We start from the raw sequence: 19810 nt of genomic DNA on the forward strand, positions 1-19810 counted from the left end.
GTATCGAATGCATGCGAGAGCGTCGCAACACCGCCACTCACCGTGACCGGGGAGCCGATCGAAGTGCCGTTCGACTTGAACTGCACCGTACCGACAGCATTCGAGGGAGCCACGGTAGCGGTCAGATCAACCGCAGTACCCGTGATCGCAGTCGCCGGAACCGAGAGCGCCGTCGTGGTCTCGACATCCACCGGAGCCGGATCAGAAACGGTCACCGTCTGAGCCGACGCCGACGAACTCACAAACCCTGCACCAGCAGTGAAGTCAGCCGTAACACTCTGAGCACCAGCAACATCGAACGCGTGCGACAGAGTCGCAACACCACCACTCACCGTCACCGGAGAACCGATTGCAGTGCCGTTCGACTTGAACTGCACCGTACCGACAGCAGTATTCGGAGCAACCGTCGCCGTCAGATCAACCGCCGTACCCGTGACGGCAGTAGCCGGAACCGAGAGTGACGTCGTCGTCTCGACATCCACCGGAGCCGGATCAGAAACGGTCACCGTCTGAGCCGACGCCGACGAACTCACAAACCCTGCACCAGCAGTGAAGTCAGCCGTAACACTCTGAGCACCAGCAACATCGAACGCGTGCGACAGAGTCGCAACACCACCACTCACCGTCACCGGAGAACCGATCGCAGCGCCATTCGACTTGAACTGCACCGTACCGACAGCAGTATTCGGAGCAACCGTCGCCGTCAGATCAACCGCCGTACCCGTGACGGCAGTAGCCGGAACCGAGAGTGACGTCGTCGTCTCGACATCCACCGGAGCCGGATCAGAAACGGTCACCGTCTGAGCAGGCGCCGACGAACTCACAAACCCTGCACCAGCAGTGAAGTCAGCCGTAACACTCTGCGCACCAGCAACATCGAACGCGTGCGACAGAGTCGCAACACCACCAGTCACCGTCACCGGAGAACCGATCGCAGCGCCATTCGACTTGAACTGCACCGTACCGACAGCGTTGTTCGGAGCCACGGTGGCCGTCAGATCAACCGCCGTACCAGAGATGGCAGTAGCCGGAACCGAGAGTGACGTCGTGGTCTCGACATCCACCGGAGCCGAAGCAATGCTGATCGTCGCGAGTGGACCTGCACCAGCGTTGAGAGGCGTGGTGTCCTTGTTCTCGCGAGGCGAGCACCGGGTCGGAGCCCACTGTGTACCAAGGAAACTCGCCTTTGCGAGCTGAGTGCTGAAGTTTTCGCTGGCACCGAGGTTGCCGGCCGCACCCGCGGTCCTCACCTTCGGCTGGATCACTCCCGTCGCACCAGCGACCATTGTTACGTCGACTGCGGGAAGTCGGAACCAGGTGTCTCCGTTGCCGTTTGTCGAGCCATCGAGGTTCTTCTTGGACTTCGGTACTCGAATTCCACCCTCCGAGTTCGTGCTCGTCGTCGGACTGTTGCCGATCACCTGGTTGTTTCCTGACAACCGCAGGATCCCGCCGCTGCCGTCGACATTGCCAGAATCGTTGACTCTGAGAACATTCGGTGCGACATTGTCGAGTCCGATGGAGGTACCTGCGACGACGGTAGCGGAAACGTACGTCGCATTGCTCGGGATGGCATAGTCGATTTTCAGACGTGACAAGTTCGTAGTAGTCGCTCCGGAGTCCTTGTCCGGATATGACGTTCCGCTCGGCTGAATTCGGTAGGTGAAAGTCTCGCCGGGCTGGACAGAAGCCGGGGCGTCGACCGTGATGAGGTTGTCGGTGACCTTGTGGACGTCTCCGATAATCGATCCGGCAACGCACGCTGTTTTGAAACCGGTGGTCGAGATAGCAGCTGACGCGGGCGTGCCGACCAGCAGCATTCCGGCGACCATGGCGGTTCCGGTTATGGGCACGGCGAATCGCCGCAACTGAGAGATTTGGGGCATGGGCACTTCCTTCGGAAGGGCAAACATGAGCAGTGGATTCGGACAAAACGTGTGCGCGCCGTCACAACATAACGAAAAAACTAGTACGTGTACTACTTTTGGCAAGACACTTGTCCAATTCACCCCGGACTCACCCTCGTATCACCAGACGCGGGATGGAAAAGCAGGGTATGGAAACTCGATTGAACGCAAAACTATCGCCAAAGCGGCCCATCGACAACGCTTTTGGTGGTCACCGCGCCAATCGGCGGGAAAAAGTTGATATTTCGTCAGTTCAGAAAAAGTTCCAAACCTACCAGTACGAAAGTACGAAAAGGGCCGCGACGGAGTCCGTCGCGGCCCTGATTGTGTTGGTTCAGCGTGTCAGCGAAGCACATCCGTGCCGACAAACGGCACCAATGCCTCGGGCACTCGCACCGAACCGTCGGCCTGCTGATGGTTCTCGAGAATCGACACGATCCAGCGCGTCGTAGCCAAGGTGCCGTTGAGAGTGGCGGCCGTCTGCGGCTTGCCGTTCTCGTCGCGGTACCGAACTCCGAGGCGGCGGGCCTGGAACGTCGTGCAGTTGGACGTCGATGTCAGCTCGCGGTAGGTGCCCTGCGTCGGGACCCATGCCTCGCAGTCGAACTTACGCGCAGCCGAAGAACCGAGGTCTCCGCCGGCGACGTCGATCACGCGGTACGGAACGTCGATGGCCGCCAACATGTCTCGCTCCCACCCTAGGAGACGCTGGTGTTCGGCGTCGGCGTCCTCGGGACGGCAGTACGTGAACATCTCGACCTTGTCGAACTGATGGACACGGATGATGCCGCGGGTGTCCTTGCCGTAGCTTCCGGCCTCGCGGCGGAAGCACGAGGACCAACCGGCGTAGCGCTTCGGGCCTTCGTTCAGTTCGAGGATCTCGCCCGAGTGGTAGCCGGCCATGGGTACCTCGGAAGTTCCGACGAGGTACAGGTCGTCATCTTGCAAGTGGTAGATCTCGTCCGAGTGAGCACCGAGGAACCCGGTACCCGCCATGATTTCCGGACGTACGAGCACCGGCGGAATCATCATCGTGAATCCGTTGGCGATCGCCTTCTGCGCAGCCAACTGCAGCAGTCCGAGCTGGAGCATGGCCCCGTAGCCGGTCATGAAGTAGAAGCGCGAACCCGAAACCTTGGCGCCGCGTTCCATGTCGATCAGGCCGAGCGACTCGCCCAGCTCGAGGTGATCCTTCGGCTCGAAGTCGAACTTCGGAATCTCACCGACGTGTTCGAGCACGATGTAATCGTCCTCGCCGCCGGCCGGCGCACCTTCTTGTACGACGTTGGAAATCGCGCGGTGTGCGGAGTCGAGCGCAGCCTGCGCCTCGTGCTGCGCGGCCTCGGCTTCCTTGACCTTGGCCGCCAGTTCCTTGGAACCCTCGAGCAGCGCGGGACGCTCCTCCGGAGATGCCTGTCCGACCTTCTTACCGAAGGCCTTCTGCTCTGCGCGGAGGTTGTCTCCGGTCAGAACGGCAGCGCGTCGGGACGCGTCGGCTTCGAGCAGAGCGTCGACCAGTCCTGGATCTTCTCCACGGGTGCGCTGCGACTCGCGGACGATTTCGGGGTTCTCACGGAGAAACTTGAGGTCAATCACGACTTCGAACTTTACCCACTCACTGCAGCTCTCCGACGGTCACGTCCACGTCGGAGAGGGGGAGATCACGATTCGAGCAGACTCAGGTAGTCCTCGCGTCCGAACATCCGAGCCGCGTCGACCGCGGTCGGGTGTCCACCTTTCGGGTCGGCTCCCCCGCTCACCAGCGCTTTCACCACCGCATCCTCACCCTTGAAGACGGCTCCGGCGAGTGGAGTCTGGTTCTTGTCGTTGGGTCGGTTGACGTCGGCACCGCGCTCGATCAGGGCAACGACGGCGTCAGCGTGACCGTGGTACGCCGCCAACATGACGAGCGTGTCGCCACTCTCGTTGGTCAGATTGACGGGAACTCCGGCATCGACGTACGACGCCAGCCCGGCTGCGTCACCGGTTCGCGCCATGTCGAAGAGCCGGCCCGCCAGCTCGACAGCCTCGGGATCGAGTGGGGTGTTTTCGCTCATGACTACAAAATACTCACAGACGCGATTGTGAGTTTTGTAGTGAAGGTTCGATATCGCCACGGCAACAGGCATGATGGAATCGATGTCCGAAGACAAGATCGAGAAGTCGCCAGATCCGGCCGATCCCCAGGGGACGCCGGCGAAGAAAACTGTCTCCGCGAGTCGCACCCGTCGGGTCCTGGCTGCTGTGGCGGTAGGTGCGGTGGTCGCCGCGATCGCAACGATCGCGATTTCCGGTGGATTGAACAAGGACGACTCGTCCTCGGTCAGTGTCAGTGGCGGCGGTCCCGCAGCGACGGGATCTACTCGCGACGACGCCTTCACCGCGGCTGCGGCCGGCGACTGCCTCAACTGGACGCCTGCGACCGAGTCGGGCGGAGACCGCACGGACATGTCGAAGGTTCAGTGCGGAACTGAACACCGCTTCGAGGTAGCCGGACCACTCGACCTCTCGGTGTTCCCGGGCGCCGAGTTCGGCCCCGGTTCCCGGTACCCGGGCGCCCTTCGATTCGCCGAACTACGCGACGAGCACTGCACACCCATCGTCATGTCCTACCTCGATTCGAAATTCGATCCCAAGGGCAAGTTCAGCGTCGGCTTGATGTTCCCGAGTGAATCGGGTTGGGCTTCGGGTGAACGCGCACTGCGTTGCGGGTTGCAGTTCTCGACCACGACCGGCGAGCTACAACCGTTCGTAGGCCGCGTGGCGGACCAGGACCAGTCGAACGTGTGGGACGTCGGCACGTGCATCGGCATCAACCAGAACCTCCCGACCGATCCGGTCGATTGCGCGAAACCGCATGCATACGAGGTTATTTCGGTGATAGACCTCGGCACTCAATTCCCGGGCGCAATGCCGTCGGTCGAAGATCAGGACCGCTATCTCGAGGGCGTCTGCACTCAGGCGTCCAACGAGTACCTTGGTTCCGCAGACGCGCTTCGCGACAAGACGCTGACACTGTTCTGGGACAACATTTCACTGGAAAGCTGGTTGGCCGGCAGCCGCCGAGTCAATTGTTCGATCGGCAAAGAGGTCGAAACCGGCGGGTTTGCCGCGATTACAGGAAGCGCCAAGGGCGATATCCTGATCAACGGCGCCGCTCCGGTCCCGCCACCCGCTGCACCGGAGGGTCGGTCGTTGCCGACGCCGTTGCCCGGCGCAGCTCCGCCGTCGTAAGCCATGACGGTGACTATGACGCCCGACCGGTTCGAGGAACTGGTCGGCGAGGCGCTCGATCTGATTCCGCCCGAACTTGCCAAGGCAATCGACAATGTCGTGGTGCTTGTCGAAGCACGTGACGAGGAAGAGCCGGGGCTGCTCGGTTTGTATCAGGGCGTCGCTCTGACCGAGCGGGATTCTCATTACGGTGGGTACCTGCCGGACACGGTCACTATTTTCCGCGATTCGATACTCGACATCTGCGCATCCGAGGACGAGGTTGTTCACGAGGTTGCCGTGACCGTCATCCACGAGATCGCGCACTATTTCGGCATCGAAGAAGACAGATTGCACGAACTCGGCTGGGGCTGAGGGCAAAGTCGTCCGATTTCGGGGGGAACCAAAAGCGGGCGGTAGGCATCAAAGTATGTGCGGGGGGATATCGACGGCTGTGCGCACGGCCTCCCGACCACTTATCCGCCCTGGTCAGGAAGGAGTTCGGCACTATGCACGTCGACCCTCAAGCCCTAGTTGCCGCCGCAATGGAACTCGAGTCTGCGGCGACGCGATTGCGCGGAATCGTCTCTACTGCGCAGCCGACGCTACGCGTTCTCCCAGCGGGATCCGAAGAAGTGTCCGGTAGCGCGGCAAATTACTTCAACACCATTTCGGGCAGCCTTGCCTCGTCCACCGATCGGGCAATCGAGGAGCTCACCGCGGCTGCGGCAGCTCTGCGCAAGAATGCAGCTGCCTACGAGCTCGAAGACCAGCTCACCAAGTCCAGCCTGGCAGCCGCACCGATCTGATCGACAGAAATCGAACTCGGTAACTCGGCAACACAGTCACACTTCCTGGGGGGAAGAACAATGGTCGGCATCACCGGCGTCATCTGGTATCCACGGGGCGCAGCACCCAACTCCGCAGCACTGGTCGCCGGAGCCGGGCCGGTCCCTCTCGGCGTGGCGGCCGGAGCCTGGTCCACCGTGTCGTCCGGACTCACCGACACCGCTGCGTCCATCTCTCGCGTGATGGCGGATCTTCGCACCGGGTGGTCCGGAGAAGCAGCGGATGCCGCATTGAGCAAATTCGCACCGTTCCAGGAATGGGCTGCAGCGGCCGCGTTGCTCGCGGGAGAAACCGCAGGTAAAGCCCAAGTACAGTCCGGTTCCTACACCTTCGCCACCCTGGCCATGCCGTCGCTGGCGGAGATCGCGGCAGTTCAAGCGGCAAAGGTCGCCGCGTACTCCATCGGCGGTGCCCTGGTCGGCGGTGCCGCCGCCGCCGAGGCTGCCGAAGAAGCTCTCAAAATTCGAGCGGCGGTGACAATGGAAACGTACGACGCCGCAACGGCCCATCTGGCCGTGCAGCAGAACTTCGACTCACCACCGTCCATCGCGGAACCCACAGCTGGGGCATCCGCTTCGGCCGAAAGCCCAGGCAGCGCCGCACGACAGTCCGTCGTGCAAGCGGCATCCACGCTCGCTGACGCAATCGCGGATCCCGTGCGCGCCGCCACCGCTGCTGTCGCATCCGTAGTTTCCAACCCGGTATTTGCCGCCGCTGCCTCACAGGCCGGTGCCATCTCCGGTGGAGTTGCCACCGCAGCCAGCGCCACCACCACCGCAGTCACAGGCGCCACCACTGCCGCATCAGCTCTCGCGACGGCAGGAGCAGGACTCACCGGACTGGGCGGCGCGGGACTCGGCGGCGCAAGACTCGGCGCTTCCACACCATCACTGTTCGGCACCCCGTCGGCAAGCCGGGCACCGGCACAGGTCAGCGCAGCTTCCGCGACTACAGGAGCCGGAGCAATCGCGGGCTCGTCGTCGAGCAGCAGCACCGGTCGGCACGCTCTTCCTGATCCCTCCACCGGCCAGAGCGCCACACGCCAGAACCCCGTGACCTCGCCGGTTCAGGGCACCGCGGATACCGTCAAGGTGGATCCGGCCCGAACCGCAGGCGGATCTGCGCCGATCGCCGGCGGCCGTCATGCGGCCCAATCTGAAGACGAGACCGAGCACGACACACCCGATTACCTGAAGCACTTCGAGCACTTCGCCGACGGCCGAACAGTCATCCCGTCCGTGATCGGTGGCGCACTCGAAACTGCAGAGCATTGATGGTGGATCTCGGCACCTCACCTGAGGGGTGGAATTTACCTGTCGTCGCCCTGTCACAGGACGAAATCGACTATGTACGTGAGCGACTCGGACTCGATGGGCTTCCCGTGGTTCTCGGTGGCGCGACGGTTCACGGCAGTGCGAGCGCTCACCGTACGGCGATGCAGTCCGCGGCAGATTCACTCTCCGAGCGCGATCTCCTCCCCGGTGGGGAGATCCATCACGACCTCAGTGCCCGCCTGCGCGTCCTGACCCACCCCAAGTGGGAGTTGGCGCTGCGTCGGCATGTCGGCGGAAGCATTTCACGCCTCTGCGTCGCGCAGGGCGAATTCCTTTGTGTCGAAGCAACTTCAACCGATTCTTCGTTCGCATTACGCAGTGTCACAACCGAACCAGCTGCACCCGTTGTCACCGCGCTCGGCAGCGCCGAAGCAATGCCGATTGCCGTGATCAACGCACCGACCGAGATGCTCAGCCTGGCATTCGGCGCCGGCCCGGATGCAGGCAGCGTAACCTCGGCCTTGATCAACGCCGGAATACCCGAAGACGACGCGCGCCAACTGGGTAGCGCAATCGTCTCATGCACCGCCTTCGCCGAATTGGTTGGAATACCACACAGTTTGGGAGCGACGACGCTCATGACCGGCGCAGTGACTGTGTACGACACCTTGGCCGGCCGGCTCGTGGGTTCGACTACTCGGGCTGCCGACGGCACCGAGTGGACGTCCATCAGTTCCGGAACACCCCATCGCCTCCGACAAGCCGTGAACGCTCTGGTAACGGAACTCGAGGAATCGGCGCCGGAGACTTCCGGGTAACCTCGGGGCGTCCCTTCAACGCCCGGAGCCTTACTTCAGCATGCAGTTCTCGCGTCAACCGTCGTCACCGGGCGAACAAGGCTCGGTCGCCACGATCGACCGGCCGAACGAAGAACGGGCAACAACACCGCACCGACAAGACCTGAACGGACTGCGTGGCCTCGCCATCGGTTTGGTGGTCGTATTCCACGTCTGGTTCGGACGGGTATCGGGCGGGGTGGACGTCTTCCTGGTTCTGTCCGGATACTTCTTCGTCGGCTCACTGGTTCGACGCGCCGAAGCCGGGGGTTCACTCAACCCGGTCCCGGCACTGCGGCGGGTGTTTCTGCGGCTGTTCCCCCTGATCGCGGTGGTCAGCATTTTGACCGCACTGGGGACCGCGTTGCTGCTGCCACGCACACGCTGGGCCGATCTGGGCGATCAACTGATCGCGGTGCTCGGGTTCTTCCAGAACTGGCAGCTCGCCAGCACCGCAAGCGACTACCTGGCCGCCGACGGCTCGGTCACTCCCCTGCAGCACCTGTGGTCGATGGCCGTACAAGGTCAGTTCTATCTCCTGGCCATCGCACTGGTCTCCGTGATCGCTTATGTCGCTTCACGCGTGAATCCCAACTATTTCCGCCCGTCACTCGCGGTCACCCTTCTGGTTCTGACCGCAGGATCTTTTCTCTACGCACTCGCCAAATCTTCGCGTCACCAAGCCTGGGCGTACTACGACTCCGGCGCCAGGTTGTGGGAATTGGCCCTCGGTGGTCTGCTGGCCGTTCTGATGACCAGCACACGCAGTCGGCAGATCGCATCCCTGCCGTTCTCGGTCAGAGCAACGATCGGCTGGGCGGGGCTTTCGTCGATCCTGTTGTGCGGCATAGTGCTCGACGGCGCCCAGCAGTTCCCCGGCCCGTGGGCGCTGGTGCCGGTGCTGGCCACTCTTGCGCTGATCCTGTCCGGAGTCGGCGACGACACGCCTTGGACGTCGAAGACTCTTGCCCATCCGGCACTGACGTGGCTCGGCTCGTTCGCATTCGCGCTGTACCTGATTCACTGGCCGATTCTGGTGTTTGCACTCGTCATCACCGGACGCCCCGAAGCCGGCCTGCTCGGCGGGGCACTGATCATCGCCCTCTCCGTCGCGGGGGCGCTTGCACTCCGGCGCCTGATCGAGGTTCCGGTGGAACGTGGAGGCCGCTCGCGCCGGTACACCGTCCTGGCATGCGTCGTCACCGCTGCCGTGGTCCTCGCCGCTTCGGTCGCCTGGCAGTCGTACGCGAGCAGCCAGACGACGGGCCAGCGGGCAGTCGACACCCTCGACCTCCCGACCCATCCCGGCGCACTCGCGCTCACCGACGGTGCCGAAGTACCCAAGGCGTCGATGGTTCCCTCGATCTTCGATGCGCCACTGGACCTTCCGGCCAGTACGCTCGACGGCTGTATCGCCGATTTTCTCGAGCGGGACGTCGTCCACTGCACCTACGGCGACGCCGACGCCGACAGAACCATCGCGCTCGCGGGTGGTTCGCACTCCGAGCACTGGCTCACTGCGCTCGACGAACTCGGCAAGAGTCACGGGTTCCGCGTCGACACGTATCTGAAGATGGGCTGCCCGCTCACCATCGACTCCATGCAGACGTTGTCGGACAACGACTATCCGGATTGCGTCGACTGGTCGCGTGGAGTGCTGACCGAGTTGGCCGACGCCTCACCCGATTTCGTGTTCACGACGGCAACCAGGCCGAGTTCCGACGGCCCTGGCGACGTGACGCCCGAGTCTTACGTACACGTGTGGGAGGAACTGGGGCGCGACGGTATCGACGTACTCGCCATCCGCGATACCCCGTGGTTGCACCACGACGGCGTCGCCTACCGCGCGATCGACTGTCTGGCGACAACCACGTCACCCGATCACTGCGCGATGCCACGGTCCGAAATGCTCAGCGACGTCAATCCGGCGCCGTCGGCGATCGGCGATCTGACCAACGTCCGTCTACTCGACCTCAGCGACGGCGTCTGCGGACCGGAGTTGTGCCGCGTCGTGGAGGGAAATGTGTTGGTGTATCACGATTCCCACCACCTGACAGCCAGCTACGTGAGCACGCTGTCCGCTGAACTCGGGCGCCAACTGAGCGTCCAGACCAGTTGGTGGTGAAGCCGGCCGTCAGCCCATCACGTCGTCGGCACCGGGGATGAGTCGGTGCTCGAACGGCGGGTTGACGGTTCCCCAGCGCAGGCACTCCCAACCGCCGTCGACCGAAGGCAACAGTTCGACGGTCTCGGTGTTGGCCAAGTGGTTGTTGGCTGCGAACAGACCGGGGACACCGGCAAGCTGGGCTGCAACGAGACGGATCGCCGCACCATGACTGACCACGACGATGTCGCCGCCGTCTCGTGAGCCTTCGAGAAATTCTTCGCGCAACGAATTGACGACGGGGACGTACCGCTCCAGGACGTCGTATCCCGTTTCACCACCGGGGATGCGAGCGCCGAGGTTGCCGGTGTGCCAGTGATGGAACGTCTCCATGAACAGTCGGTGCGCGGCCTCGTCGGTACGATCTTCGAGGTCACCGGCCTGCACCTCGTGCAATCCGTCCCGCACATCCAGAGTGACACCGGCGGCCTGCTCCACGAAACCTGCGGTCTGCCGGGCACGCAAAGCCAACGACGATACGAGTGCCAGCGGAGGCGCCGAAGCCAGGCCGATGCCCAACGTCTCGGCCTGCGCCAACCCTTCCGGCGTGAGCTTTGCTCCTGGCAGGGCGGTGTCGAGACGTTTGGCGACATTCGCCTCCGTCTGACCGTGCCGAACGAGGATGAGCCTTCCGGTCATCGTTCTCCCCCTCCATGCTTGAGTTCGTCGATCCACCGAATCGCTTCTTCGTCCGAAGGAGGTTGTGGCCCGGTCGAATTCGCTGTCGCCCACGACCCCAGGAAGCGGACTCCGGATTTACGATGCAGCGCACGCATCGCCTCGGCCACCAGCGAGTCCTCGACGTGTCCGACGCAGTCCACGAAGAACCGGTACGTGCCCAATTCCGTTCGCATCGGCCGTGATTCGATCCGAGTCAGGTCGATACCGCGAGCGGCGAATTCGGAGAGTGCACGCACCAGGGAGCCGGGAGCGTTGTCGAGATGAAGCACCAGCGCGGTGCGATCGGCACCGGTCCGCGCCGGAACCGGGGCCGGCTTGGTGACCAACACGAAACGTGTGCGGGCGCCGCCTACATCGGCGACGTTGTCCGCCAGGCTCTCGAGTCCGAGCATCTGACCGGCCAAAGCCGTGGACACACCGGCGTCGACGGTTCCGGCCTGCACATCCAGGGCCGCACCGGCGTTGGACGAGGCCAACACCACCTCGGCCTGGGGCAGGTTCTCGGCGATCCATCCGCGGACCTGCGCGCCCGCATGCGGGTACGCGCCGATCGTTCGGACCTGATCGGCGGTGGTCCCGGCCCGAACCAGGATGGAGAAACTCACGTCCAGATCGGTTTCGGCGACGATCTGCAGCGGCGAACCGAGAGCGAGTGAATCGAGCGTCGGAGCTACGCCGCCTTCCACCGAGTTCTCGAAGGGAACCACGGCTCCGTCCACGGAACCGTCGCGAACCATGTCGAGAGTCGCCGGCGGACTGCCTGCCGGTACTCGCTCGACGGTTTCGCCGAACGCGCCCTCAGCCTCCAACTGGGCGAGAGCTATCTCCGTGAAGGTTCCCGACGGACCGAAATACGCGATTCTTGGCACGCCTAAAAGATTACGCACCGACCCACGCCGGTCACTGCAAACCCGCGGCACGCAAAGCCGTTTCCACTGCAGGCAGATCCGCGACCTCGATCGTGAGCAGCACCTCACGCATGGCCGACGCGGCTTCGGGGATCAGCGCGGCAAGTTTTTCCGGCTTCGGATCGACCATCGCGGCGCGCACGTCGTCGCCGCGCAGTGCAGCGACGGTGCCACACAGCAGGGCGATCACCTCGTCGCCGTCGGCCGCGCGGGCTACGAAACCGACGGACTCGTGCGCGAGTACCGCCAGGAAATCAGCCACTTCGGTGGGCGTAAGACCGGCGGCGAGTCCGGGGATCCGGCCACCTTCGCACAGACGCAGCGCCGCTTCGGCGGGTGTCAGATCCTCTTCGCCGCCGTCGACATACACAGCGAGCGGAGCGGGCAGGCGCAGCGCGATCGCGTCGTCGATCTGGTCGGTGGTGACGTCGACGTCGAATCGGACGGCCTCGTACGACGCTTCCGTGTCCGCACGCAGTTCTTCCGGATCGATATCGAGACGGACGACAACCCGGCCTGCTGCTTCGCCACCGATCAGAACCGACGCCGGAACAACCGGGAGAAAGAGTGCTTCGAGGAGTCCGCGCGAGTTTCTCGGGGCGGGCAGCCCGAGTGAGAGAGGAATGGCCACAGACAAACCGTAACCCCGGCGCAGGCGGCGGATTCCACGCGAGTTGCGCAAAAGTCTTGCGATTCACACCGAAGCGCCTTAGGTTAGGGTTACCTCATCATCCGATGGAGTTCGAGAGAACACCCGCCAAGGGGGCAGCATGGCAACGAAGACCAGCACCGGCCCGTCCACCGCCGAACGCGTCCGCAGCGCCTGCGTGCGCGCACAAGACGCAGTTCTCGCCATCGAAGGCAGCGATCCCACCGTCACGTCGGTGCATCACCTGCGTTCGAACGGTGACGTCGTCGTTGCAGTCCCACATGCCTCCGCAGCTGCGGCCCTGGCCTGGAACTCCGGCGGCGGCGGCCTGCCTGCCGTCCTCGAGATCACCGATCACGCACCACTGCGGCTGCGTGAGCCCGTACGCTCCCTCGTGTGGCTTCGCGGCTCGTTGCACGCCGTGCCCGACTACGAGGCACGCGTTCTCGCCGACGACGTCGCATCCGAACATCCATACCCGGGGCTCCTCGACATCGGCCACACCTCGGTCCTCCTTCGCTTGAGCCTGGCCTCGGCTGTAGTCGCTGATTCAACGGGGGCAGAACCCGTCGCCGTGGACGAACTGATGAACGCCAGCCCCGATCCCTTCTGGGAAATGGAGACCGCATGGCTGCAGCATCTCGACGAAGACCACCGCGACCTCGTGGACCTGCTCGTGCGCAAGCTTCCCCCGTACATGCGCACCGGACGCGTTCGCCCACTCGGCATCGACCGCTACGGACTTCGCCTGCGGGTCGAGGATCACACCGGTGACCGCGACGTGTGGATGCCGTTCGCCAACCCCGTCGACGACGCTCCCGCGCTGAGCCGCGCCATCCGCATGCTGGTCGGGTGCCCTTTCCTCAACGGCCTCCGATCGGGCGGCGCATCAAACGGCTAGCGTTGCGCGGGTGAATGCCCGCGAAACCGTCCGCACCTGGTTACGGCCGCCGACTCCCGTCCCGGCCGGCCCGGCCCTCGATCCGGCCGCCAGACGCGGAGTCTGGATCGAGATCACGATCGTCCTGCTGGTCACCTTCGGACTCAGCGGATTGTCCGGGATCCTCTCGCTCGCCGAATCCTTGGCGACGCCGGTTGCGCTCTCGGATCAGACGGTTGCACTCAACCCGTCGCGGGCCGCCATCGACTGGATCGACCTGGCGCGCCAATTGCTGGGCGTCGCAAAGCTTCTCGCGTGGGCAGCGCTGGGACTCTATCTACTGTGGCGTTCGGGGGTCGGTCCACGTGCTGCGGGACTGACCCCCAAGCCTCGATTCGGGCGCGACATAGCACCGGGATTCGGCCTCGCCGCTGTGATCGGTCTCCCCGGTCTGCTGTTCTATCTCGTGGCTCAGGCACTGAGCATCAACCTCACCGTCCAGGCCAGTGCGCTCGACGATCACTGGTGGCGGGTGCCGATCCTCGTACTGTCCGCGATCGCGAACTCCGGTGCCGAAGAGGTGCTGGTCGTCGCCTACCTGATCACTCGCCTCCGAACGCTGGGTTGGAGCGAGAACAAATCACTGCTCGCGTCGTCACTCCTGCGCGGCAGTTACCACCTCTATCAGGGGTTCGGTGGCGGCGTCGGAAACGTGATCATGGGGCTCGTGTTCGGCCGGTACTGGCAGCGCACCGGGAAACTCTGGCCGCTGGTCATCGCCCACGCTCTCATCGACATGGTGGCGTTCATCGGTTACGCCCTCCTGCGCGATCACGTCTCCTGGCTGCCGTGACCGGTACCGTGAACTGGTGACCGGCGACTCCGAATATCCTCAGCGCCCTCCGCGGCGCCAGCCGCCAGGGCCACCTCCGCGTGGACCGATGCCTCCGAGGCAGAACCCTCCACGCCAGAATCCACCCCGTCAGGGCCCACCCCCGCAGCGGCGTCCACCGATGCCGCCGGAAGGGCCGACGGTCATTCGCCGCGACGGACGCCCGCAGCAGCAGAATCCGGCCAATCAGGCCTGGTCACAGGTCCCACCACAAGCGCCGCAGCAGCCCAGGCGTGAGGACTGGGCGCCGACCCAGCGCCCGCAACCGTTTCAGGACGACCCGCGCAGGCAGGGTCCGCCGCGTCAGGATCCGCAGCGCCAGGCGAAGTACGCGCCCGCACCGCCGCGCCGTACCCCGCCGAACGCCCCGCCGCGCCCTCCAGAACCTCCGAAGCAGCGACGCCCCCGCAAGCGTCGTAGCTGGGGTAAACGTATCGGCATCACGTTGTTGGTCTTGCTGCTCGCGCTGGCCGGCGCGATCTACTACGTCGACAGTTCGCTCAATCGAATCGACGCGCTGCCCGACTACGCGGGACGCGTCGCCGATACTCCGGGCACGAACTGGCTGATCGTCGGCTCCGACAGTCGTGAGGGGCTCACCCCCGAGCAGGAGCAAGCCCTTGCGACGGGCGGTGACACCGGCCCCAAGCGCACTGACACGGTCATCTTGGTCCACGTCCCCAAAAGTGGGAAGACGACCATGGTCAGCATCCCTCGCGATTCGTACGTTCCGATTCCCGGCTACGGGTCGGACAAGATCAACGCCGCCTTCGCCTTCGGTGGCGCTCCATTGCTGGTGCAGACCGTCGAAGAGGCAACGGGGCTTCGCATCGACCACTACGCCGAGATCGGATTCAGCGGGTTCGCCGGCATCGTCGACGCCGTCGGTGGCGTCAACGTGTGCCTGGCACAGCCGATCGACGATCCGCTGGCCGGGATCAACCTCCCCGCCGGATGCCAGGACTTGAAGGGTTCGGATGCACTCGGGTTCGTGCGAACTCGCGCGACGGCGCTCGCCGACCTCGACCGCATGAACAACCAGCGCCAGTTCATGTCGGCGTTGCTGTCGAAGGCGACGAGTCCGACCACGTTCCTCAATCCGTTCCGGTTGTGGCCACTCGTCTCCGATACCGCCAAATCTCTACAGGTCGACGAAGGCGATCACATCTGGAATCTGGCCTCACTCGCCTGGGCGCTTCGCGGCGGGATGACCACCACGACGGTTCCGGTCGCCGGTTTCGAGGACGTGGACGGTTCGGGCAACGTGTTGTTGTGGGACAAGGCGCGCGCTTCGCAGTTCTTCGACGCCCTGGCCAACGATCAGCAGATTCCACAGGATCTGATCACCACGGGGTAATCGCCCTGAGTTCCGGTAGTACCGCGGGAGGACAAGCCCGGCGAACAAATCGCTTTCCGGCAGGACGCGGAATCGGCGGCCGAAAAATACCGTGAAGGTATGAACACAACACACCGCCGATTCCGCACTCTCGCCGTCGTTGCCGCCGCCGTCGGAGCTGCTGCACTCGTGACGTCCTGCTCCGGAACCTTCGAGAAGTTCGACGACTCCAAGGCGTACAAGAAAACCGAAACCTTCTCTTTTGCACAAGCATCCAACGGAATCGACACACTGCCGAGTTGGGTTCCCGCCGGCGCAACGGGTATCGACGAGGTCATCCGCACCACCGGCAACGAACGCATCCTGCGAATGACTGCGAACATCGCGGAGATAGATCACAACAGCTGCATCGCACGACCCACCGTCGAAACTCGTCCCGCATCGTTGTCCGCACAGTGGTGGCCGACGGGGGTCGAGAAGGGCAGTTCTTTTCAGTGCGGCGATTGGTACGTCGGCGAAAAGGACTCGTTCGTCTACGGGTACCGACCGGAAACTGTGGGCTTCGTCATCGATCAGCTCGACAAGAAGTAGCTCCCTCTCAGCGGCGACGACCCAGTAACCTGTTGGGATGACACAGGCGAAGAACTCGAGCGAATTCACCACTCTGCTGCGTCAGCAGATCCGTAACGAGTTCACTGCATCGCAGCAGTACATCGCGGTAGCGGTGTACTTCGATGCACACGATCTTCCGCAGATGGCCGCGCGCTTCTACAGCCAGGCCACCGAGGAACGCGGTCACGCGATGATGATGATCCAGTACCTGCTCGACAACGACCTCGACGTGGACGTTCCGGGCATCGACGACGTCGTGACGAAGTTCGACAGTGTCCGGGCTCCGGTCGAGTTGGCACTCGAGCAGGAGAAGACGGTCACGGAGCAGATCACGCAGCTGGCACGCACCGCGCGCGATACCGGCGACTACCTGGGCGAGCAGTTCATGCAGTGGTTCCTCAAGGAACAGGTCGAGGAAGTGGCAAGCATGACAACACTTCTCACCATCGTCGACCGCGCCGGCGACAACCTGTTCCACCTCGAAACATTTGTCGCACGCGAGATGAACACCCCGGCCGCTGCCGACGCAATGGCGCCGACGCCCGCCGGCGGCGGCGTCTGAGGGCCACCGGCCTACCGAGTCTCAGGCCGCTCGGCGGCGTTCAGTGATCTGAGGAAATTGTTGTACGCCTCCAGATCACTGTCGCCGTCGATCTCGGCGCGGCGGTCCAGGTCGGCATTCATCCGTTTGTCGTCGCGGTTCCAGCGCATCGCGAAGATCACGACCACCACCAGCGCGACGGGCTCTCCGTACGACCACGCGAGGGCGCCCGCCAGCTGCTGATCCTGCATCACGTCCACGCCCCACTCGGGAGGCGGATCCACGAACGTGGTCAGCAGCGGCTTTGTCGCCATCATGAGTACGACGCCGATGAACACGTGCAGCGGCATCTCCACGAACAGGTCGAAACACCGGCCGAGGTAGCTCTGTCGCACCGGCAGTGGGCCGGTGGCGAGCACCGGCATGATGAAGAGCAGACCGCTGGCGAGAAAGAAGATTTCGAGAAAGACGTGTCCAGCCGGTAACGCCGAGACGGTGTCGAAGATCGGCGACAGGTAGATCCCGTAGTAGCTGAACAGAAATACCGGGATCGTGAACCCGGGGTGCAGCATCCACCGCGCCGGTGGGCTACGCAATGCCGAGAGGGCAAGCGCGAGAATGCCTTTTCCTATTCCTCGGTGCGGCGTCGAACGTAGTAGCAGCAGTCCCGGCGAGCCCAGTACCCAGAGCGGCGGGATCGCCATCGAGAGCGTCAGGTGTTGGAACATCCAGACGCTGAAGAGTTCGTAGCCGTAGCTCTCGACCTTCAGTCCGGTTACCGCGATCAGCAGCAGGCACCCACCGAGGAAACACGCTGTCCGATACCACGGCCATGGTCGCCCACTCGCGCGAACTAGCTGAGCGCCAGTCCAATACCAGAGTGCAAGAACAACTCCCAGGGCAGGAAGAAGCGGGAGGGATGAGGTATCCCACTCCAGCATCTGCCCGATCGACGGCGGCGGCGTGTCATTCACGAACGCTTCACCGGCGGGTCCTCCTTCGTCTCCATGCGGGTACCGTCGACTCTACACCTAACTACTATGTTGGATAGTATTTAGGAATTCGACGGAAGGTACGGGTGCACAGCAGTGTCCAGAAGCATGAAGATATCCGCCGCCCTGATCGCGGTGTTCGCGGTAGCACTGATCACGTTCATCACCGTCGATCCGATTCGGGCAGACAACGAGAACGCCGATCGGGCAGCACAATCCACCGCCGTCCTCACCGACGACGCGTACCGATTGACCTCGGCCGCCGATGGCAAGGTGAACCTGGTCGAATTCCTCGACTTCGAATGCGAAGCCTGCCTCGCACTGTACCCGACGATGGAGCGGATCAGAGCGGAGTACGAGGATCGAATCACGTTCGGCATCAGATACTTTCCGATTCCGAGTCACACCAACAGCACTCTCGCGGCGCAGGTCGTCGAATCCGCATCTCGCCAGGGCAAATTCGTCGAGATGTACAAGCGAATGTACGAGACGCAGTCGCAATGGGGTGAATCCGCCGAATCACAGGAGGCGCTGTTCCGTTCCTACGCACAAGATCTCGGACTTGACATGGCCCGATTCGAATCCGACCTCGGCAGCCGCGGCGTCCGCGAGCGGGTCGAGCGCGACTTCGAAGAAGGCCGACGCCTCGGCGTCCAAGGTACTCCGACGCTGTTCCTCAACGACGTGAAGCTGGACCAGATGCCGAGCTACGAGCAGTTGAAAGCCCAGATCGATTCGGCCTTGGGAGAATGATCAGGTCAGAACAGCGCAGATCCCCGCGGAGACGGCCACCGTCACGGCTGCGGCAACGGCCGTCGTGACAGCGGCCGGCACACAGGCCGCCACCGCGCAGGTCAGTCGCCGAGGCGACGCCACGTCGCCGTCGACCAGGGAACTCAATCGCACCGCGGTCGCGCTGCCGCGATCGCTCAAGCTCCAGTCCGGCTGAGGAAGCGGCGATTTCGACACCACGGCAAGGGCGGAACGCACCGCAGCCGGGCTGGTGACGCGAGCGGCGTGTCTGTCCGCCGACAGTTCGACGATCGCGCCGACGGCAGCGGGTGCCGCCGCGAACAACGGCACTCGCGGAAGAACAGCGGCCAAGACTTCGCACGCACCGACAATTCGGTGATGACCGCCGCTCAGGTGTGCACGCTCGTGCGCGAGGACAGCATCCCGCTCGCCTCCACTGAGAGCGGATGACAAGCCTTGCGTCGCAACAACAAATCCAGGCTTTCCGGCGACGCTGTACGCCATAGGCAGCGGATGATCCAACCACAACACGTCGGACTCCGAGTTGTCGCGGCGCGCGACGATCGAGAGAACATCACGATGGAAATCTCGGACCCTCGCGTGCTCACGTGCCTGCTTGCGGCCGGCCAGCACGATCCGAACGGCGATCACACCCACCACAGCAACGGCTGTGCCGGTGATCAGTTCACCCACCCATGAACTCGTGCCGTGCGCGAAGGCGCTGAAACACCGAGCGATACCGTCGACCAGCCCCTCGACCGGCGCGTGGCTCGGCCACACCAGAACCAAGACCGCGGAGAGAGCGAGATACAAAGCCGACGCCATGCTGCCGAGCCACGCCGCGAGCAGCACCGCCGGTGACAACGCCGAGGAAACGGCTCGCAACACTCTCGGAACCAGGAATCCCACGAGCATCGCACCGAGAAACATCGGCAACGCCAATGTCATTGCACACCTTCCCCGGAAAGACCCCGGCGCAGGGCCTCGTTCTCGGCATCTGTCATGGTCTTGGCGAAGTGCAACAGCACGGCAGCGGAATCGGAACTGCTGTCCAACAATTCGCGCAGTGCTCTGGATGTGGCCTCTTCACGGCTGCGACTCGGCCGATAGAAGTAGGCGCGACTCTTCTTCTCACGACTCACCCAGCCCTTGTCGTAGAGATGCGTCACGACGGTCAGGATGGTGGTGTACGCAAGTTGTCGACGCTCACCCAGGGTCTCGACCAGATCCTTGACCGAGAGCGCGTCGTCGGACTGCCAGAGCACATCCATGACCTCGGCTTCGAGTCCGCCAAGCCCCTGCATTGCTCCTCCATCGCGTCGT

Annotated in this window: 21 protein-coding genes; 12 read left to right on the forward strand and 9 right to left on the reverse strand. The window is 63.5% G+C overall.

Going from position 1 to position 19810, the window contains the following annotated elements; genetic code table 11:
- The 3 genes from ASU23_RS13105 to ASU23_RS13115 all read right to left on the reverse strand — a co-directional run.
- Window positions 1–1886: Ig-like domain-containing protein (locus tag ASU23_RS13105; protein WP_253741333.1), on the reverse strand; the 1886-nt coding region annotated here is incomplete at its 3' end.
- 363 nt (window positions 1887–2249) lie between these two features.
- Window positions 2250–3503, reverse strand: a complete 1254-nt coding sequence (gene serS, locus ASU23_RS13110; protein ID WP_003945400.1) for a serine--tRNA ligase — start codon at window positions 3501–3503, stop codon at window positions 2250–2252.
- Between the two features lie 65 nt (window positions 3504–3568).
- A complete protein-coding gene (locus tag ASU23_RS13115; protein ID WP_003945404.1) occupies window positions 3569–3964 on the reverse strand; it encodes an ankyrin repeat domain-containing protein in 396 nt (131 codons plus the stop codon).
- An 82-nt stretch (window positions 3965–4046) separates the two neighbouring features.
- On the opposite strand from ASU23_RS13115, the gene ASU23_RS13120 reads away from it, so the two are divergent.
- From ASU23_RS13120 to ASU23_RS13145, 6 genes are all read left to right on the forward strand, one after another.
- On the forward strand, window positions 4047–5141 hold the full coding sequence (locus ASU23_RS13120; protein WP_030535830.1) for a septum formation family protein: 1095 nt from the start codon (window positions 4047–4049) through the stop codon (window positions 5139–5141).
- 3 nt (window positions 5142–5144) lie between these two features.
- The gene (locus ASU23_RS13125; protein ID WP_007736028.1) at window positions 5145–5495 is read left to right on the forward strand and encodes a metallopeptidase family protein; all 351 of its coding nucleotides are present in this window, start codon (window positions 5145–5147) and stop codon (window positions 5493–5495) included.
- Window positions 5496–5629: 134 nt separating this feature from the next.
- On the forward strand, window positions 5630–5929 hold the full coding sequence (locus ASU23_RS13130) for a PE family protein (protein WP_003945399.1): 300 nt from the start codon (window positions 5630–5632) through the stop codon (window positions 5927–5929).
- 60 nt (window positions 5930–5989) lie between these two features.
- Window positions 5990–7243, forward strand: a complete 1254-nt coding sequence (locus tag ASU23_RS13135) for a PPE domain-containing protein (RefSeq protein WP_058038058.1) — start codon at window positions 5990–5992, stop codon at window positions 7241–7243.
- Window positions 7243–8061 (forward strand): ESX secretion-associated protein EspG, encoded by an 819-nt coding sequence (locus ASU23_RS13140; RefSeq protein ID WP_050657020.1) that lies wholly within the window; start codon window positions 7243–7245, stop codon window positions 8059–8061. The genes ASU23_RS13135 and ASU23_RS13140 overlap by 1 nt, the downstream gene beginning before the upstream one ends.
- Window positions 8062–8101: 40 nt before the next feature.
- Window positions 8102–10204, forward strand: a complete 2103-nt coding sequence (locus ASU23_RS13145; protein WP_058038059.1) for an acyltransferase family protein — start codon at window positions 8102–8104, stop codon at window positions 10202–10204.
- A 9-nt stretch (window positions 10205–10213) separates the two neighbouring features.
- Here ASU23_RS13145 and ASU23_RS13150 read toward each other — a convergent pair whose 3' ends face one another.
- The 3 genes from ASU23_RS13150 to ASU23_RS13160 are packed head-to-tail and all read right to left on the reverse strand — an operon-like array spanning window position 10214 to window position 12463.
- Window positions 10214–10882, reverse strand: coding sequence for a histidine phosphatase family protein (locus ASU23_RS13150; protein ID WP_058038060.1), 669 nt, complete (start codon window positions 10880–10882; stop codon window positions 10214–10216).
- Complete coding sequence (gene pheA / locus ASU23_RS13155) at window positions 10879–11793, reverse strand: prephenate dehydratase (RefSeq protein WP_007736017.1); 915 nt, start codon at window positions 11791–11793, stop codon at window positions 10879–10881. Before pheA ends, ASU23_RS13150 begins: the two co-directional genes overlap by 4 nt.
- A 31-nt stretch (window positions 11794–11824) precedes the next feature.
- On the reverse strand, window positions 11825–12463 hold the full coding sequence (locus tag ASU23_RS13160; protein ID WP_007736015.1) for a hypothetical protein: 639 nt from the start codon (window positions 12461–12463) through the stop codon (window positions 11825–11827).
- 139 nt (window positions 12464–12602) lie between these two features.
- Between ASU23_RS13160 and ASU23_RS13165 the strand changes: the two genes are divergently transcribed.
- The 5 genes from ASU23_RS13165 to ASU23_RS13185 all read left to right on the forward strand — a co-directional run bounded on the left by ASU23_RS13165 (window position 12603) and on the right by ASU23_RS13185 (window position 16763).
- Window positions 12603–13382 (forward strand): DUF2470 domain-containing protein, encoded by a 780-nt coding sequence (locus tag ASU23_RS13165; RefSeq protein WP_058038061.1) that lies wholly within the window; start codon window positions 12603–12605, stop codon window positions 13380–13382.
- Window positions 13383–13392: 10 nt separating this feature from the next.
- On the forward strand, window positions 13393–14214 hold the full coding sequence (locus tag ASU23_RS13170; protein ID WP_058038062.1) for a CPBP family intramembrane glutamic endopeptidase: 822 nt from the start codon (window positions 13393–13395) through the stop codon (window positions 14212–14214).
- 160 nt (window positions 14215–14374) lie between these two features.
- Window positions 14375–15610 (forward strand): LCP family protein, encoded by a 1236-nt coding sequence (locus ASU23_RS13175; protein ID WP_007736010.1) that lies wholly within the window; start codon window positions 14375–14377, stop codon window positions 15608–15610.
- 99 nt (window positions 15611–15709) lie between these two features.
- A complete protein-coding gene (locus ASU23_RS13180) occupies window positions 15710–16180 on the forward strand; it encodes a hypothetical protein (protein ID WP_042453189.1) in 471 nt (156 codons plus the stop codon).
- 37 nt (window positions 16181–16217) lie between these two features.
- Entirely contained in the window at window positions 16218–16763 is a 546-nt protein-coding gene (locus ASU23_RS13185) for a ferritin (RefSeq protein WP_003944176.1), read from the forward strand.
- An 11-nt stretch (window positions 16764–16774) separates the two neighbouring features.
- Here ASU23_RS13185 and ASU23_RS13190 read toward each other — a convergent pair whose 3' ends face one another.
- Window positions 16775–17716 (reverse strand): cytochrome c oxidase assembly protein, encoded by a 942-nt coding sequence (locus tag ASU23_RS13190; RefSeq protein WP_058038063.1) that lies wholly within the window; start codon window positions 17714–17716, stop codon window positions 16775–16777.
- A 126-nt stretch (window positions 17717–17842) separates the two neighbouring features.
- On the opposite strand from ASU23_RS13190, the gene ASU23_RS13195 reads away from it, so the two are divergent.
- Window positions 17843–18487 carry a thioredoxin domain-containing protein gene (locus tag ASU23_RS13195; RefSeq protein WP_030535837.1) on the forward strand — a complete coding sequence of 215 codons (645 nt, stop codon included), beginning with the start codon at window positions 17843–17845 and terminating at the stop codon, window positions 18485–18487.
- On the opposite strand, the gene ASU23_RS13200 is transcribed toward ASU23_RS13195, so the two are convergent.
- Together ASU23_RS13200 and ASU23_RS13205 are read right to left on the reverse strand one after the other, a co-directional pair.
- Complete coding sequence (locus ASU23_RS13200; RefSeq protein ID WP_007736002.1) at window positions 18488–19435, reverse strand: M56 family metallopeptidase; 948 nt, start codon at window positions 19433–19435, stop codon at window positions 18488–18490. It lies immediately after the preceding gene.
- Window positions 19432–19791, reverse strand: coding sequence for a BlaI/MecI/CopY family transcriptional regulator (locus ASU23_RS13205; RefSeq protein ID WP_003944179.1), 360 nt, complete (start codon window positions 19789–19791; stop codon window positions 19432–19434). The genes ASU23_RS13200 and ASU23_RS13205 overlap by 4 nt, the downstream gene beginning before the upstream one ends.
- Window positions 19792–19810: the final 19 nt, after the last annotated feature.

This window comes from Rhodococcus sp. KB6, from assembly GCF_001445685.1.
GTDB classification, from domain to species: domain Bacteria; phylum Actinomycetota; class Actinomycetes; order Mycobacteriales; family Mycobacteriaceae; genus Rhodococcus_F; species Rhodococcus_F qingshengii.